This is a genomic window from Prevotella micans F0438 (assembly GCF_000243035.1).
GTDB lineage: Bacteria > Bacteroidota > Bacteroidia > Bacteroidales > Bacteroidaceae > Prevotella > Prevotella micans.
Genome location: NZ_JH594521.1, coordinates 36,524 through 52,355, shown reverse-complemented (window position 1 = coordinate 52,355; position 15,832 = coordinate 36,524). Strand labels below are relative to the sequence as shown.

Genomic DNA, 15,832 nt, shown 5'->3' with positions numbered 1-15,832 from the left:
TCCCAAAGGTACAGTGAATGGCACACACTTCCAAAGATTAAAATTAAAACTTGTTAGCTTATAAAAAAGAAGTATCTTTGCATCAAACAAAAGGTTAGCTCAACACACGCTATGGGAAAAATCAAGAGGAAGCTTAAGAAAATCAGAATACATAGAGAGGGAACAAAACAACTACTTTACGGCGGAATAAGCATTATGCTTGTTGCGCTTATTTTATGGTTTACAATTCCCTCGTGTAAACTCCCTTTTTGGATTTTCATTGCAATCTTTAGCATCGCCTATGGAATAGTTCTTAATTTCTACAGAGCCCCGGTAAGATACTTTCCTGGAGATGACACTGAAAAGATTGTGGTAGCCCCGGCTGACGGTCATGTCGTAGTGATTGAAGAGATTGAAGAGAATGAATATTTCCACGACAGACGTTTGATGATTTCCATCTTCATGAGCCTATGGAATGTTCATGCAAACTGGTTTCCTGTAGATGGGAAGGTAAAGTTCGTAAAGCATTTCAATGGCAAGTTTTACAAGGCATGGTTGCCCAAAGCGAGCGACGAGAACGAACACGCTGATACCATGCTCACAACTCCCGACGGTCGCGATGTACTGTGCCGACAGATTGCGGGAGCCGTGGCACGACGTATTGTCACATATGCCAAAGAGGGTGAAGAATGCTACATCGATGAGCACCTGGGATTCATAAAGCTCGGAAGCCGTGTAGACGTCTTTCTCCCAATAGACTCAGAAGTATGCGTCAAAATGGGACAACACACCACAGGTGACCATACCGTCATAGCTAAACTAAGTTAGCCTCACAAATCCTATACCCCAATCCCAACCTTTCACAAAACATGAGCCTCAAAAGACACATCCCCAACACAATCACATGCTGCAACCTCATTTCGGGTTGCATAGCAACCGCTTTTGCTTTTGGTGGAAATGCTGAGATGTCTTTGACCTGGATAATCATTGGTGCTACGTTTGATTTCTTCGACGGGATGAGCGCCCGACTTCTCGGCGTGAGTTCACCAATAGGAAAAGAACTCGATTCACTTGCCGACGACATAACTTTTGGGTTGGCACCTGCTACCATCGTGTTCAACATGCTTTGTACAATGGATTACCCTATTTTCCTCGAGCCTGCCCGTCCTTGGTTACCATTCGTGGCCTTCGTCATGGCTGCGTTTTCGGCCCTCCGACTGGCTAAATTCAATCTCGACGAACGTCAAGCCCTTGGATTTATTGGTTTGCCCACTCCCGCAAATGCTCTTTTCTGGGGAGCACTCATTGTAGGTGCTGGATCATGGCTCGAAAGCTGTCCGTTAGCAGTTTTAGCTATTATCGCAGGCGTGGCTTTGAGTTCGTGGCTCATGATAGCTGAGATTCCAATGTTCGCCCTCAAGTTCAAACAGTGGGGATGGCGCGGCAACGAGGTACGCTACGTGTTCCTACTAAGCTGCATTCCGCTCATCGTTATTTTCGGCATTTCAGCATTCGCGATAATCATCGCATGGTACGTAGTTCTCTCTTCAATTATCAGGATTAACAAGTAAATCAATGATTTTTCTCAGTTTCATCTTCTTTATCTTTATTGGATTTTTCATCATCATCTTGTCTATAGCCATATCGTTTTATAGACAGATTCGCGACACGAGTCGAAAGTTCCGACCGGGTGATAGAACTGGCAGAAACAACCAGCCGAAACCGAATGCGGATGGGAATATCATCATTGATAGCCGGTCGGAATCGCAGCGCAACCGCAAGATTATATCCGACGACGAGGGCGAATATGTCGACTTCTCATAGCTCATCTGAAAACAGCATTCGGGCAAAGCAATTCCCCAACATATATACCTCAAAACACGAATCAATCATACGCCGGGCTCTGCAACACAATCTATTGTTGCATGGGCCCGGTACTTTTTAATCGATGTTTCAACAAAAAATTTTATTCAGTCATGGCAAAAGACAAGATAGCATACGTATGTAGCAATTGCGGACAGGAAAGTGTAAAGTGGATTGGAAAATGTCCGAGCTGCGGCGAGTGGAATTCATTCAAGGAAATAAAAATATCGGCATCCGATGCCACTTCGGGGGCCAGAAATGCAGCGCAGCTAGCGGGCTTATCGAGCAGGCGAATGGCGGCACACAACGAGAACAAACCTCAGATGCTCCGGGAAATATCGGCGCAGGACGATCCACGAATCGACATGCACGATTCAGAGCTGAACAGAGTTCTCGGCGGTGGGCTAGTGCCAGGCAGCATCGTTCTCTTAGGCGGTGAACCGGGCATTGGAAAGAGTACGCTCACTCTCCAAACGATTCTCAACCTTCAATTAAAGGTTTTATATGTCAGCGGCGAAGAAAGTCCGCATCAAATAAAGATGCGAGCCGAGCGAATAACCAACGACATCCCTTCGCAGATAGAAATCCTATCTGAAACGTCGCTCGAACAGATATTCAATCATATTCGGGAAGTGCAGCCAGAACTTGTTGTTATCGACTCCATACAGACAATAGCTACCGACGAGGTTGCAAGCAGCCCTGGAAGCATTGTTCAGGTTCGCGAATGTGCTGCAGCCTTGCTTCGTTTTGCCAAAACGAGTGGCGTTCCGGTTGTATTGATTGGTCATATAAACAAGGAGGGAAGCATCGCAGGTCCAAAGATTCTTGAACACATCGTTGACACTGTTATCCAGTTCGAGGGCGACCAGCATTATATGTACAGAATTCTTAGAAGTATCAAAAACAGGTTTGGCTCGACATCCGAGCTTGGTATATATGAGATGGTTCAAACTGGTCTTCGGCAAGTTGAGAACCCATCGGAACTTCTGCTCACCGATTCGCATGACGGTTTGTCAGGCGTTGCGATTTCGAGCGCCATTGAGGGTGTCCGTCCGTTTCTTGTAGAAACCCAGGCTCTAGTATCATCGGCAGCCTACGGTACGCCGCAACGCACTGCAACAGGATTCGACCAAAAACGGCTTAACATGCTTTTGGCTGTGCTTGAGAAGCGTGTTGGATTTAAGATTATGCAGAAAGATGTTTTTATCAATATAGCAGGCGGATTGCGTGTCACCGACATGGCAATGGACCTTAGCGTTATTGCTTCCATATTATCGTCGAACGTCGACACACCAATCGAAAAAGGTTGGTGCTTGTGCGGCGAGGTTGGTTTGAGCGGTGAAGTTCGTCCAGTGAATCGTATCGAACAACGAATTGCCGAAGCCGAAAAGCTCGGATTCGGTCACATTATTATCCCCAAATACAATATTCAAGGATTAACCCATAAATTCAATATAGAACTACATCCAGTGCGCAAAGTCGAAGAGGCATTACGGGCCCTTTTCGGCTGATTTTTACGCCGCAGATATTCGCGTTATATATCGCGCTTCATCAATTCGGTTCTAACATTTCTATCGAACTTTTCGATAGCATACCGAAGCATTGTTCTAGGCATTTCCAGACGGTATGTTTTAACGTAATTGTATAGCCTGGATTCATCGCGTTTACCAGCCTCGCGGAGCATCCATCCAATTGCTTTATGCATAAGGTCATGTGGATGATTCATCATTTTTGTTGAAAGATTAAACGTGTCGTCCAGTTGTCCTTGACGAATGAATATGATTGTCGACACGATTGCAATTCTATTTTCCCACAACAAACTACTTTCTGCAAGCCTGTACAATAAGTCATGCGAGCGATTTAGCAAATATTCTCCTATAATAGCCGGGCATGACAAATCTACCAAATCCCAGTTATTAATTCTATTTGTGACTGATAGATAGAAATCTACAATATTTTTCTTGCCTTCATCATCGGTCTTCTTAAATTGTTCGACCATTATAAGAAGCGAACATAATCTAGCCTCGTGCCACTCTGATTGCATCATTTCGGTAAGTTCGTTTATCGTAGCATTTTTATGATTCTTAGCTACTTTACGAACATCTGGCACAGAAACTCCCAGAAACTTATCTCCCTCGCCATATTCACCTTTACTGGTTTTAAAGAACCGTGGCAATATATTCCGTTTTTCATCGGTTGATAACAACCGTAATTCATCGATGATTATGTTTATTAGTCTATCCATTTATAACATATAAGTATTAGTCATTATATGCAAAGATAAATAATTTTAGTCGATAACCATATGTATGTTTTCTAATCGAAGATTAGATACGAACATAAAACATATATATGGTTTAATTATAAAAAATATATTTGCTACTAAACATACATGTGTTTATTAATCGACGAGACTCTTGAAACGATAAACACACATGAGTTTTTAACCAATGAGTATCTTTAATTATAAAACATACGTATGTTTTACAATCAAAGAGACTCTATAGATACTAAACAAAGGTATGATTTAATTCAAATAGACTCTGCGATTATAAAACATACATATGTTTTAAGATTCAAGAGCCTCTTTGATTATAAAACATACATGCGATTTAACATTACAGAGACTCTTTGAACTAAAACACATGTTTGTTTTGTATTCAAAGAGCCTCTGTAGTCAAAAACATATGTATGTTTTTATATCAAGTAGTTTATATGAGTTAAAACACACATTAGTTTTATCATCAATAATTTATTCCAAATTAAAAACATACATCAGAATACCATTTATTATATGACTTGAGGTACAAAAAAACTAGAAAATAGTTGTTGAGAAATATATCGCACTCATTATGCTCGAAAAAAAATTAATCGAAGAGTATTGATAAATTATTTTTTTATTACTTTTGCCAATATCAGATATACATTAAGTCTGCCTCTGAAATAGATAATAGAATTAATAACTTAAAATAATTGATTATGAAGCCGATAAAAAAAATCGAAGAGACTCGTAGTAACCGACTAACGCTCGGACTACATGCCGACATGCAATCACGACTCTATGCATTAATATCTAAAATGCCTCCAGAAAAAATTCTACTTGAAGCTGACGACCTTATTGCATGGAAAAAGGTTATAGATATTGAACAAGACCTTGCACGTGTTGTTTCTGATTCGGAAACAACTATCAGATTGAGAAAGAAACATTATGAGAGAGGAAAAGTAATTACTTCTTTATTCTCTGAAATAAGGAGTGCAAGACTTTCTCCTATAAAAGAAAGAGCTGAAGCAGGTCAAAGATTATTCCCGATAGTTAAAGCATATAAAGGTTTACAATATGAGAATATCTCCGAGCAGACTTCGCATATCGATGGATTGGTTGTAGACCTAATGAAGCCTGAACCATTTAGCGATGCGTCGACTATAGGAGTAAATACACATATAGTAATGCTTGAGCATCTAAATCAAGAATTCAAAACAATTCGTGTTGAGCGTGCTAACACCATTGCATCAGACAATTTGCCGAATAGTAAGACTATTCGTAAGCAAGCCGATGATTTCACCAATTCTATTCTTACTCACATTGAAACAGCATATATTGTTGCAAGTGATGCAGACAGGAATATTATATCAACTTTAATTGATAATATAAATCAAGCTATTTACGAGACTGCAACTATATATAAACAAGGGGCCAGTCAGCGTAAAAATGCGAGAGATAAAAAGAAAGAAGAGGAGAAAAAGAAGGGTGGGAAAAAGAATGAGAAAGATAATAAAGATACCGACCCTGATAAAACTCCTAAGCCTGGAAGAGAAGAAGACCCGGGAGAAGACAAAGCTTAAAAATTCAATTATAACCATAATGGCCAACGACAAATGTCGTTTGGCCATTATGGTTATAACAAAGAAAAACACCTGTACGGCATGTTATTATCGTGATAATTATTCGCCTGAAATTCCAATCCAGTTGTGTGGATAAAAATCGCGCGTCGGAACATCGCGCATGTGGTAGATTGGATGTAAAACTATTTTTTCAGGTGCAGAGTCGAGCCATGCTCCCCACCAACTAAAAGTGCTGTTTGCAAGAATGTGATGCCTACATAAAGACATTAGTTGCATGTCGCGCCATGAGTTTTCACCAGTATTAAAGTCGACTATTCGGAAAGAGTCGTCGCCAGAAAATTTATTGATTGCATATTCTTTGTCGTCTGAGAAAACAAAAAATACAGGATTCTCGACATGCGAACGTATATATTCAATTGCCCGTTCATAATATTCTTCTGTACAAACGCCTTGGTATTCGCTGTAGTCCAGATAGTCTCCGCGCCTAATGTGTAGCGAAATGCTTTGTGTTCGTATTATAAGAGCAGATATGCGTTTAAACTCCTCATCGTCCGAGGGTGGGAAAATAAATTTGCGTCGCAGCTCTGTAACTACCGACGTAAAGTTAAGCTCGGAATGCCATCCACCACGGTAGAAAGTTAGACCAGGGTGATGCGTGAAATTGGAAAGACTGTAGTTGCGAGTGATTGGTTCGACTATTAGCCTGATTCCAACAGCGTTGAGAGCCGTTCGGAGAATCTTTTTGAGTCGAATGTGATTTGAGAAATATGCCTTGTCGAGCAATTTGTATATCATTCGGCACATAAGATTTGACCGATAAGGAATCCCGAATAATCGCTCGAGTTCATACGTTGACCGAGGATTTAGAACGAAATATGTTGTTTGCCTGTTTCGGAGTCTCTTTTCCAGATAGAAGGCATATTGCGACATTTGGTTGCCGAGTCCGTTGAAAATTACTATTACGTCCATTAGTCTTTAAGTTGTTGGAAACGTTTTTGACATCGTTGTTTGTAGTTGATATTAAGTGCGTGCTTTTGAAACTTACGCCAGTTGTAGGTTACAACAAAGGTTATTGCGTCGATTAGCCTGGTACGCGCACCTGCGTATATCGACCGGGGAAGCCGAACGAAATAAAGATCGGCAATTGTATCGAATGCAGAGAACTGCCTGTGTTGCTTTTCAAATAGCCAAACCTCGGAGTAGAACCTGTTTGACTCAATAACGGAGGTGTTGAAAGCTGGCAAACGGCGAATATGCTCGGCGGTTGCCCACCAGAAGTTTCCCGAATACATTGTGTAATTCCTGGGCGGCCATCGGTATGCACTGTAAGTATCGTATTCGGTTGCCAGCACATTCACGGCCACGTGCCATTTATTGAAAATAAAGTACTCCAGCATCTCACGCCATGCTACGATTTTTCGACAGAATGAACGGAATAGTCTGTCGCTGGAATCGATTGCCTGATAGGATATGCCTTTCGAGTGAAAATAGTAAACGAAACAGTCTTCCGAATCACAAAGTTGCTTGATGAACTCTAGTGCGGGGTACTCATAACGCTTCTGGTTGCCGGTGCTGGAGATTATTTCGACTTTCTGACTGTTGAGCACAGCCTTCAAATCTTGCTCATTGCCATGTTCGGTTGTTATACAACTCACAAAAAGCTTGTTGGATGCATCGAGGAGTCCGCTGCTTTTTAGCGAACGGAATTGGGCTTGGGCGAGCGATTGCCAACCGTGGCCAAGCATGATGTGGTACACCCCGTAGATGGGGCGTTCGAGATGGGGCGCGTGTTCCCAACGGCCGAGCGAGGGCCGATTGTAGACGCGAAAAAGTGTTTCGCGTAGTCTTTGAAAGATGTTCATAGGAGGCTTTCGATGAGTCGTTCGAACATTGAGTGCAAGTTGTGGTTAGGACGCCATCCTAAAGACTCGATTCGGGTGGTGTCGAGGCGAAGTTTGGTTGTCGGCGAATATCCTTGACCTTCTTTTAACTCGATTCTGACGTTCAATTTCGGGTTGAAAGTGCGAACAAGAAGTTCGGCCATGCTTCGAATAGAGATGTAGGTTTCTGGATTTGCTATATTATAGGCTTCGCCTGACTCGCCCCTTAGTAGAATGAATAGCATTGCCGATACGGCGTCGGTTGTGTAGCAATAGCATCGGGCAAGATTGCCCTCGGTGTGTAAAATAATGTCGTTTCCGGCAATGATGCTTCGAGCAAATTGGGCGAATACTCGGTTGTCGGTGCTATCGACGCCGGCCCCAAAGGTCTGGGCAAGGCGAGCAACCTTTGCGGAGATACCGTATTGAACTGCGTAGTTGTGAAACAGAGCTTCGGCTGCCCTCTTCGCCATCGGATAACTACTGCGCGTTTCCATCGGATTGAGGTCGCCCATGGTGTTCTCCTTGAGAGGATGGGTATCGTCGGTAATCGTTCCGTAAACTTCAAGCGTGGACGCAAGTAGAATCGATTGGAGATTGCATTGCCGAGCATATTCCAACACCTCACGCGAGCTGTTGTAAACCGTGTTCATTGTCTCAACAGGGTGTTCGACGAAATATTTTGATGCCGTCGGAGAGGCAAAATGAATGAGATAGTCAATCGTTTCAGTTGGGGAAAAGGGGGCATCGGCAGAAAAATCATACATATGGAAGATTAAATTGTCGTTCTCATCTCCAAACATCTGTTGCGCTTTCTGCAGACTACGCACCACAGCTAAAACTCTCAATCCTAAATTATGCTCGATGTTCAACGCCAGCAAACAACGCACCATGCAGGAGCCGAGCAACCCGGTGGCACCGGTCACAGCAACTGTGCATCCGCGTAATCGCTCGGCGAGACTGAATCGTTCGGCGAATAAACGGATGTCTTCATTAAGAATTTTGTTCATGCTTAGAGTCCGAATATCTGCTGGTCTTCGTGCACCTTCATCATTGCGCGTAGCACAAAGAAATCGGTTGGCGTGGTTATCTTTATATTCTCCATCGGCCCTATGATTGTACCTAGTTTGTAGCCGTATTGACTCATCATCGTACATGAATCAATAAAGTCATTACGTCCTTCTGCCAATGCTCGCCTGTGCGCGGCTATTATATCTTTCAAAAAAAAGCTTTGCGGAGCGCGAGCAATTAGCGAATCTGCACGCGACGGAATCTCTAAAGAGCCATCGGTCTGCCTCACTACCAGTGTTTCCGTGGCCGGAATACAGGTTATGCAGCTTCCCGATTGTTTTACCTTATTAATATTGTCTGTTATGGTCTGTTCGGTTATGAGGGGACGAACTCCGTCGTGAATTAGTACGATGGAATCATCTGTGCCGGCATTCTCAGCAGCGCATAGGGCATTGTAAATAGATTGCTGACCGGTTTCTCCACCCGGGACAACCTTTATCACTTTAGTAATTTCAAACTTACGGAGTTGTTTCTCCAGAAACGGAATCCAATTTTCGATGCAAGCAACGACTATGGCGTCAATTTGAGGATGGTTGTCGAACAACTCGAGTGTGTAAATGATAATTGGCTTACCATTGAGATCTAGAAATTGTTTCGGACGCGATTTGGTGTGCATGCGAAGCCCCGAACCGCCTGCGAAGATGACAGCTATATTCATTTTCCTTGGTTTATATATTAATCGTAAAACATCACATCGACTTTATGCCTGTCGCGCTTGTCGCGAGGTGGCAATTCCATGTAATTTCCGTAGGCAATACGGCAAAGCTCGTCGGCATCAGCCGGTCCTTCAAACGTATAACCTTCAAAGACAATATCCTTATGTGGAATCATACATCGCCGTGGATTTTGCTCGTAAAACCACGCACCGTAAGAATGCATATACAGCTCCGGATTGCCGAAAAGTTTACCTATGCTGCGAAACACAGGGAAGACTACGTAATGCAGAATGTTGTAGGCCGCCTGCGCCAAACGCGGAAACCGACCTGCGAACTTCAGATTCACATTCACCGATAGCTTGGCCGCGAAATGCTGCAACCACGGAATCATTTTGCCTTCATAAGGAAAGATGTCAACATGCAATCCACGAAATCGTTGTGCCTCATGCATCCTACGGTCGGCGCTATTTTCGATATCATGACTAAGATTCTCGCTTTTCAAATCGCGCAGACATGCCCATTCCTTATAAAAGCCTGGGTCGGTGGAATTATCTTGTAACACAAATTGCTCATGCGGATGCGCCTTGAGATAATCACAAAGCTGCTTGAAATACTTCCTTTCAACCACCATATCGATATCATCATCCCATGGAATGAAGCCTCCATGTCTCAATGCGCCCAATACATTCCCTCCATCTAGTCGACACGGCACACCGATTTTCTTTGCAGTTTCTTGTAGATAGATGGCCATTTCGAGCATGCGTAACTGTGCCCGCCGCAATGTTCCACCATCGGGGTTATATTCGGCCCTCAAGCTCTCTGATGTCTCGCCCGTGTTGAAAATTTTGGTCATTTCCCCATCTTTCTTTAATGTCTGCAAAAGTAGCACTAAAGATTCTTATCAGAATGCCAGATATTATCCTTGTTACCACTTACGGCATTTCTTACTTCCATTTTTCTTGCATATAGAACACGTTAATATTACGTAAAAGACTAATTAGCTTTTAAGGTAGTATTTCCAAAAGTTTCCTAAATGTGTACTTTTGCGCACCGATTATTATTGAGGGCAGTCTTAGAGCCCTTGGCACATACGTGTTAATAGTGTCATGCTTTTGGCCGAGCAACATGGTTAGTGAATCGTATGAGCAAAAGAATTAGAAAACGTTTTTTAGTAGTAAAATTTAATTTCACAGAATGGACACTTTAAGTTATAAGACTATTTCCGCCAACAAGGAAACAGCTAAGAAAGAGTGGGTTATTGTTGACGCCACTGACCAGATTGTGGGTCGTCTCAGTTCAAAAGTTGCCAAGTTGTTGCGTGGAAAGTATAAGCCAAACTTCACACCACACGTTGATTGCGGCGATAACGTAATCATCGTCAATGCGGCTAAAGTCGTGTTCTCCGGCAAAAAGGAAACCGATAAAATCTACACCCGCTATACCGGCTATCCAGGCGGTCAACGTTTCAATACTCCTGCACGTCTGAGAAAATCACCTAACGGAATAGATAAAATTATTCGTCATGCCATTAAGGGCATGCTTCCAAAAGGAATTCTGGGTCGTTCATTGATGAACAATCTGCACATAATCGAAGGTGCCGAGTTGAATGGACTTGAAGCCCAGAAGCCCAAGGTAATTGATATAAACCAGTATAAATAATTTAGGTTATAAAGATGGAAGTAATCAATACAATCGGACGCCGCAAGAGCGCCGTAGCTCGTATTTACATGAAAGAAGGTACGGGAAAGATTATAATCAATAAGAAAGACTTAACAGAATTCTTCCCATCAGCTATTCTGCAGTATGTTGTGAAGCAGCCCCTGCAGTTGCTCGGAGTTGAAGGCCAATACGACATTAAAGCCAACCTCTATGGGGGCGGTTTCACAGGTCAGAGCCAAGCACTCAGACTTGCAATTGCTCGCGCTTTGGTGAAAGTCAACGCTGACGACAAGAAGAACTTGAAAGATCACGGATTCCTCACACGCGACAGTCGCGTCGTTGAACGTAAGAAGCCAGGACAACCTAAGGCACGTGCTCACTTCCAGTTCAGTAAGCGTTAATCATTGGAAGAAAGACACCACAAGTTTAGCATCTAAATCGGAGAGACTCCTTTTATCGGGTGGACTACTCTCCGATTGATTCTAACAAAATCCAGCGGACATATTCCGCCAATCAAAGAATTAAAAAGAAAGTAAACAACAAATCAAGAAAAGAAAATGTCAAGAACAAGTTTTGACCAACTACTCCAAGCAGGATGTCATTTCGGACACCTGCACCGTAAATGGAATCCAGCAATGGCTCCTTATATATTCATGGAGCGCAACGGAATCCACATTATCGATCTTCACAAAACTGTAGCAAAAATCGATGAAGCTGCCGAAGCTCTGAAAGGTATTGCACGCAGCGGAAAGAAGATTCTGTTCGTCGCTACTAAAAAACAGGCCAAGGACATCGTTGCCGAAAAGGCTGAATCTGTGAATATGCCATACGTAAACGAACGTTGGGCCGGCGGGATGCTGACAAACTTCCCAACCATCCGTAAGGCTGTGAAAAAAATGACGAACATCGACAAATTATTGAGCGATGGAACATATTCTAATCTATCCAAGCGCGAATTATTGCAGATTTCTCGTCAGCGCGCCAAGCTCGAAAAGAATCTGGGTTCTATCGTAGACCTCACCCGTCTGCCCTCAGCACTCTTCGTTGTCGACGTGATGAAAGAGCACATTGCAGTGAAAGAAGCAAATCGTTTAGGCATTCCTGTATTTGGAATCGTGGATACCAACTCCGAACCGAAAAATATTGATTTCGTTATCCCAGCCAACGACGACGCAAGAGACTCCGTTGAAGTGATTCTCGCCGCCTGCTGCTCTGCTATAGCTGAAGGCTTGGAAGAACGCAAAGTTGAAAAGGCCGACGAGAAAGCCTCAGCCGAACAGAAGGAAGAAGCCAGCGAAGCAAAACCTCGCCGCGCAGCTCGCAAGGACAGAACTTCGGCTAAGAAGGCAGAAACTCCAAAAGTAGAACCTGCAACGGAAGAGACAGCTCCAGCTGCAGAATAAACAAAACAAATCATCATTAAGGTCGAGCATTGGTGAGTGCTCTGGGAGAAATTCCTTGAAAGGTTTGTTTCCCATAAACGCTCATCAATGCTTTCATTTTTATTAAAACACAAAACGAAAGGAAATAGAAAATGGCAATATCAATTGAAGATATCAAGAAACTACGTACCATGACTGGCGCCGGATTGGCAGACGTAAAAAAAGCTCTAACTGAAGCCGAGGGCGATTTTGATAAGGCAAAAGAGATACTACGCGAAAGAGGACTGGCCATTGCAGCGAAACGCTCGGACCGCGAAACATCGAATGGATGCGTGCTAGTGAAAACCGTCGACGGATTCGCCGCCATGGTTGCCGTGAAATGCGAGACCGACTTTGTGGCAGCCGGTAAGGATTTCGTAGCCCTCGTGCAAGAAATTCTGGACGCAGCCGTAGCTGCACGCTGCAAGAGTCTCGATGAAGTGAAAGCCCTCAAATTGGCCAGTGGCGACGACGCAGCAACTGCCGTTCAGCACCGCTCGGGAATAACTGGCGAGAAGATGGAAATAGACGGATACAACTTCATAGAAGGAAGCAATCTTTCGGTCTACGACCACATGAACCGTCACACCCTCGCAACAATCGTTCAGCTCAACGAGAATAACGACGAGGCCGGACACAAAATTGCCATGCAGGTGGCCGCTATGAAACCTGTAGCCCTCGACGAGGCATCTGTTTCGCAAGCTATTAAGGACGAGGAGTTCAAGGTTGCCGTTCAAAAAACCAAAGAAGAACAAGTTGAGAAAGCTGTTGCAGCCGCAATCAAAAAGGCAGGTATCAACCCGAATTTGGTAGACAGCGACGACCACATCGAATCGAACATTACAAAAGGCTGGCTCACCCGTGAAGAGGCTGACAAGGCCATCGAAATTCGCAACACAGTTGGCCCAGAAAAGGCAAACAATCTGAACGAAGACATGATTCAGAACATTGCCAAAGGCCGTCTCAACAAATTCTTCAAAGAGAATTGTTTGGTCGACCAGGAGTTCCAGTTCGGCGACGGCGATAAACTAAGCGTTGCCGAGTGGCTCAAACAGCAAAGCAAGGATCTCAAGGTCATTGCCTACAAACGCTTCACACTCGCAGCCGAATAAAGAAAAAGTAATAGTCATAAATTATGTTGTTTAGCAGGTTAGTCTATTATGACTAACCTGCTTTTTTTGACTGAAAATGCAGTCGGCCAACAAAAGGAATTTTTCCAGACACGATTACCCGGCCATCGGGTTAATAAGAATTCATCCTAGATTGACAAAAACGACCATCGGGTTGGCTCAAAATTTCTTAGGGAGGTGAGAAAACGGTCATCGAAAAATCGCGCCTGAAACTCAGGGAAGCAAAAACGGTCACCGGGAAAACGTGCCCGAGTTTCGGGGAACAAAAAACGGTGACCGTATTGAATCAAAAAAATCGCAGGCGACAAAAAACGTACATCGGGTTCGCACAAAAATTTTCCAGGCACGTTTTCCCGGTCACCGTTTTAATGAAAATTCGTCCGAGGCGGTGCAAAACGGTCATCGGGTTCTTAAATATTCAGATTAATGGTCAAAAACTAGGTTCGTGGTTCTTAACTTTCGTTTATTGAAAAGAGAATTTCTATTTCATCAATCTCTTTCGCATGCTCAAAGAAATATGTGAGTTCGGTTTAAGAATCCGCTTAATCCTCAGAGGTACTATGAATGATAAACATGGGTGCTAACTCGGGCGAAATGCCTGCCTGTAGGGACAGACGGCCGATAGCCTAATGGGAACTTCTAACTCGCATAAAGAAAATGGAGGCTGATAATCAGCCTCCATTTTCTTTATAATTGTCGGGATGACCGGACTCGAACTGGCGACCCCTACGTCCCGAACGTAGTGCGCTACCAACTGCGCTACATCCCGATTGGTCTTGTGCTTGCAAAGGTAAATAAAAAATAAAACACATCTGAAACTTTACCGTGAATAACTCTCGCAAGGCCTTTCTACACTAGAGAAGTGGCGGTAGTTCGAATAAACGGACACCATTACTGCCTTTAAGCAAAATGTAATGTCCAGTCGGGCGTTGTTGCTTGAGGGCTACTTTCACCTGTTCGACGTCATTGAATTTGCGAAAAGCTGTTTTGGTTTGTGAGAAATTCTCACCAACGAGCCAAACGTTTTCAATACCTGTCGAGGCCAGTTGGTCTACAACTTTTTGATGTTCAACTTCCGAAGCGTCTCCCAGTTCTCGCATATCGCCGAGAATGGCCATTTTATTTTCGACCTTCATTTGGCAGAAGTTTTCAATTGCAGCAGCCATACTAGAGGGATTAGCATTGTAAGTATCGACAATTAGTTTGTTATACGGGGTCTCGGTTAGCTGCGAACGATTGTTACTGGGCATATAATTCTCCAGAGCATGACATATCTGCAAATTCGAGAGATTGAAGTGCTGCCCCACAGATATTGCAGCAAGCATATTATCGAGATTATATGCGCCTACTAGATGTGACTTAACTACTTTCCACTCGGAGCCTGGTTCGCGCCAGCGGAATGTGAGGAACGGAGCACATTCAACAATCTCACCCTGTGTGATGGCGGTTTCGTCTTGTCCGTAGGTAATGATGCGTTCAAATCCTCGGTGAGTGGCCATTTCAACCAAATCAGAATCATCTTCGTTCAGGAAGAGCAATGCATTATTGGATTTCAGATAATCATAAAGCTCACCCTTTGCCTTCTTAACCCCATCGAACGAACCAAATCCTTGCAGGTGAGCTCGGCCGACATTGGTTATAAGACCGCAGGTGGGCTCGACATATTCTACGAGTTTACGGATGTCGCCAATGTGCGACGCTCCCATTTCGATAACGGCAATTTCGTGTTCCGGCTGAATGGCAAGCAGTGTGCGGGGCACACCTACATCATTATTAAAATTAGCCTCTGTGTGATGAACCTTATATTTCTCAGCGAGCACGGCCGATATTAGTTCTTTCGTGGTTGTTTTGCCATTCGTTCCAGTAATTCCGATAATCGGAATATTGAACTGTCGGCGGTGTTCGCGAGCTAATTCTTTATAGGCAATGAGGGCATCGTCCACTAGAATATATCTGTCGTCGATGGCATATTCTTTCTCATCAACAACAGCAAATCGACATCCTTTTTCGAGTGCGGCGGCGGCAAATTTATTCCCGTCGAATGTTTCTCCTTTCAAGGCAATGAATATGCTTCCAAGCCTACAGTCGCGGCTGTCGGTGGTGATATCGGGGTGTTCAAGATAAAGCTGATAGAGCGATTGAATGTCCATTATGTTTTTCCTTATTTTATGTGATGCAAAGGTAGCGCAATTCACACAGAGTCTTTCTTACACGCGAAAGACAGCTGTCATCACGACAGCTGTCTTCTAAAAACTAAACTTAATCTACAAACCTGAGTTTTTATATTCTTTGAAAAAGGACATTATGACAAGTCTCTTTTTTGTTAGTTG

General features: G+C 43.5%; 16 protein-coding genes and 1 tRNA gene. 9 read left to right on the top strand and 8 right to left on the bottom strand.

From position 1 onward, the window contains the following. Window positions 1–111: 111 nt before the first annotated feature. From HMPREF9140_RS00230 to radA, 4 genes are all read left to right on the top strand, one after another. The gene (locus HMPREF9140_RS00230; RefSeq protein WP_006950892.1) at window positions 112–807 is read left to right on the top strand and encodes a phosphatidylserine decarboxylase family protein; all 696 of its coding nucleotides are present in this window, start codon (window positions 112–114) and stop codon (window positions 805–807) included. 41 nt (window positions 808–848) lie between these two features. Further along, entirely contained in the window at window positions 849–1,550 is a 702-nt protein-coding gene (locus tag HMPREF9140_RS00225; RefSeq protein ID WP_006950891.1) for a CDP-alcohol phosphatidyltransferase family protein, read from the top strand. A gap of 4 nt (window positions 1,551–1,554) precedes the next feature. Beyond that, a complete protein-coding gene (locus HMPREF9140_RS00220) occupies window positions 1,555–1,803 on the top strand; it encodes a DUF4834 family protein (RefSeq protein WP_006950890.1) in 249 nt (82 codons plus the stop codon). Window positions 1,804–1,955: 152 nt separating this feature from the next. Then, the gene (radA, locus tag HMPREF9140_RS00215; RefSeq protein WP_006950888.1) at window positions 1,956–3,353 is read left to right on the top strand and encodes a DNA repair protein RadA; all 1,398 of its coding nucleotides are present in this window, start codon (window positions 1,956–1,958) and stop codon (window positions 3,351–3,353) included. 23 nt (window positions 3,354–3,376) lie between these two features. Here radA and HMPREF9140_RS00210 read toward each other — a convergent pair whose 3' ends face one another. Next, entirely contained in the window at window positions 3,377–4,087 is a 711-nt protein-coding gene (locus HMPREF9140_RS00210; protein WP_006950887.1) for a DNA alkylation repair protein, read from the bottom strand. A 734-nt stretch (window positions 4,088–4,821) separates the two neighbouring features. Between HMPREF9140_RS00210 and HMPREF9140_RS00205 the strand changes: the two genes are divergently transcribed. After that, window positions 4,822–5,685 carry a DUF6261 family protein gene (locus HMPREF9140_RS00205; protein ID WP_006950884.1) on the top strand — a complete coding sequence of 288 codons (864 nt, stop codon included), beginning with the start codon at window positions 4,822–4,824 and terminating at the stop codon, window positions 5,683–5,685. 99 nt (window positions 5,686–5,784) lie between these two features. Here HMPREF9140_RS00205 and HMPREF9140_RS00200 read toward each other — a convergent pair whose 3' ends face one another. The 5 genes from HMPREF9140_RS00200 to HMPREF9140_RS00180 are packed head-to-tail and all read right to left on the bottom strand — an operon-like array spanning window position 5,785 to window position 10,145. After that, window positions 5,785–6,654, bottom strand: coding sequence for an alpha-1,2-fucosyltransferase (locus HMPREF9140_RS00200; protein WP_006950883.1), 870 nt, complete (start codon window positions 6,652–6,654; stop codon window positions 5,785–5,787). Then, window positions 6,654–7,547 carry a hypothetical protein gene (locus tag HMPREF9140_RS00195; protein WP_006950882.1) on the bottom strand — a complete coding sequence of 298 codons (894 nt, stop codon included), beginning with the start codon at window positions 7,545–7,547 and terminating at the stop codon, window positions 6,654–6,656. The genes HMPREF9140_RS00200 and HMPREF9140_RS00195 overlap by 1 nt, the downstream gene beginning before the upstream one ends. After that, the gene (locus tag HMPREF9140_RS00190) at window positions 7,544–8,575 is read right to left on the bottom strand and encodes an NAD-dependent epimerase/dehydratase family protein (RefSeq protein ID WP_006950880.1); all 1,032 of its coding nucleotides are present in this window, start codon (window positions 8,573–8,575) and stop codon (window positions 7,544–7,546) included. The genes HMPREF9140_RS00195 and HMPREF9140_RS00190 overlap by 4 nt, the downstream gene beginning before the upstream one ends. 2 nt (window positions 8,576–8,577) lie before the next feature. After that, window positions 8,578–9,294 (bottom strand): IspD/TarI family cytidylyltransferase, encoded by a 717-nt coding sequence (locus tag HMPREF9140_RS00185; protein ID WP_006950878.1) that lies wholly within the window; start codon window positions 9,292–9,294, stop codon window positions 8,578–8,580. Between the two features lie 17 nt (window positions 9,295–9,311). Then, window positions 9,312–10,145, bottom strand: a complete 834-nt coding sequence (locus HMPREF9140_RS00180) for a LicD family protein (RefSeq protein WP_006950876.1) — start codon at window positions 10,143–10,145, stop codon at window positions 9,312–9,314. 341 nt (window positions 10,146–10,486) lie between these two features. Between HMPREF9140_RS00180 and rplM the strand changes: the two genes are divergently transcribed. The 4 genes from rplM (at window position 10,487) to tsf (ending at window position 13,484) form a co-directional block, all read left to right on the top strand. Next, the gene (gene rplM, locus HMPREF9140_RS00175; RefSeq protein ID WP_006950874.1) at window positions 10,487–10,951 is read left to right on the top strand and encodes a 50S ribosomal protein L13; all 465 of its coding nucleotides are present in this window, start codon (window positions 10,487–10,489) and stop codon (window positions 10,949–10,951) included. Window positions 10,952–10,965: 14 nt separating this feature from the next. Beyond that, window positions 10,966–11,352, top strand: a complete 387-nt coding sequence (gene rpsI, locus HMPREF9140_RS00170; protein WP_006950872.1) for a 30S ribosomal protein S9 — start codon at window positions 10,966–10,968, stop codon at window positions 11,350–11,352. A 156-nt stretch (window positions 11,353–11,508) separates the two neighbouring features. Beyond that, entirely contained in the window at window positions 11,509–12,354 is an 846-nt protein-coding gene (rpsB, locus tag HMPREF9140_RS00165) for a 30S ribosomal protein S2 (RefSeq protein WP_006950870.1), read from the top strand. 131 nt (window positions 12,355–12,485) lie between these two features. Continuing rightward, window positions 12,486–13,484: a translation elongation factor Ts gene (tsf, locus tag HMPREF9140_RS00160; RefSeq protein WP_006950868.1), complete on the top strand. Its 999-nt coding sequence runs from the start codon at window positions 12,486–12,488 to the stop codon at window positions 13,482–13,484. 714 nt (window positions 13,485–14,198) lie between these two features. Here the strand turns inward: tsf and HMPREF9140_RS00155 are convergent. Then, window positions 14,199–14,271: transfer RNA gene (locus tag HMPREF9140_RS00155), tRNA-Pro, on the bottom strand. An 85-nt stretch (window positions 14,272–14,356) separates the two neighbouring features. After that, window positions 14,357–15,652 carry a UDP-N-acetylmuramoyl-tripeptide--D-alanyl-D-alanine ligase gene (locus tag HMPREF9140_RS00150; RefSeq protein ID WP_006950865.1) on the bottom strand — a complete coding sequence of 432 codons (1,296 nt, stop codon included), beginning with the start codon at window positions 15,650–15,652 and terminating at the stop codon, window positions 14,357–14,359. Window positions 15,653–15,832: the final 180 nt, after the last annotated feature.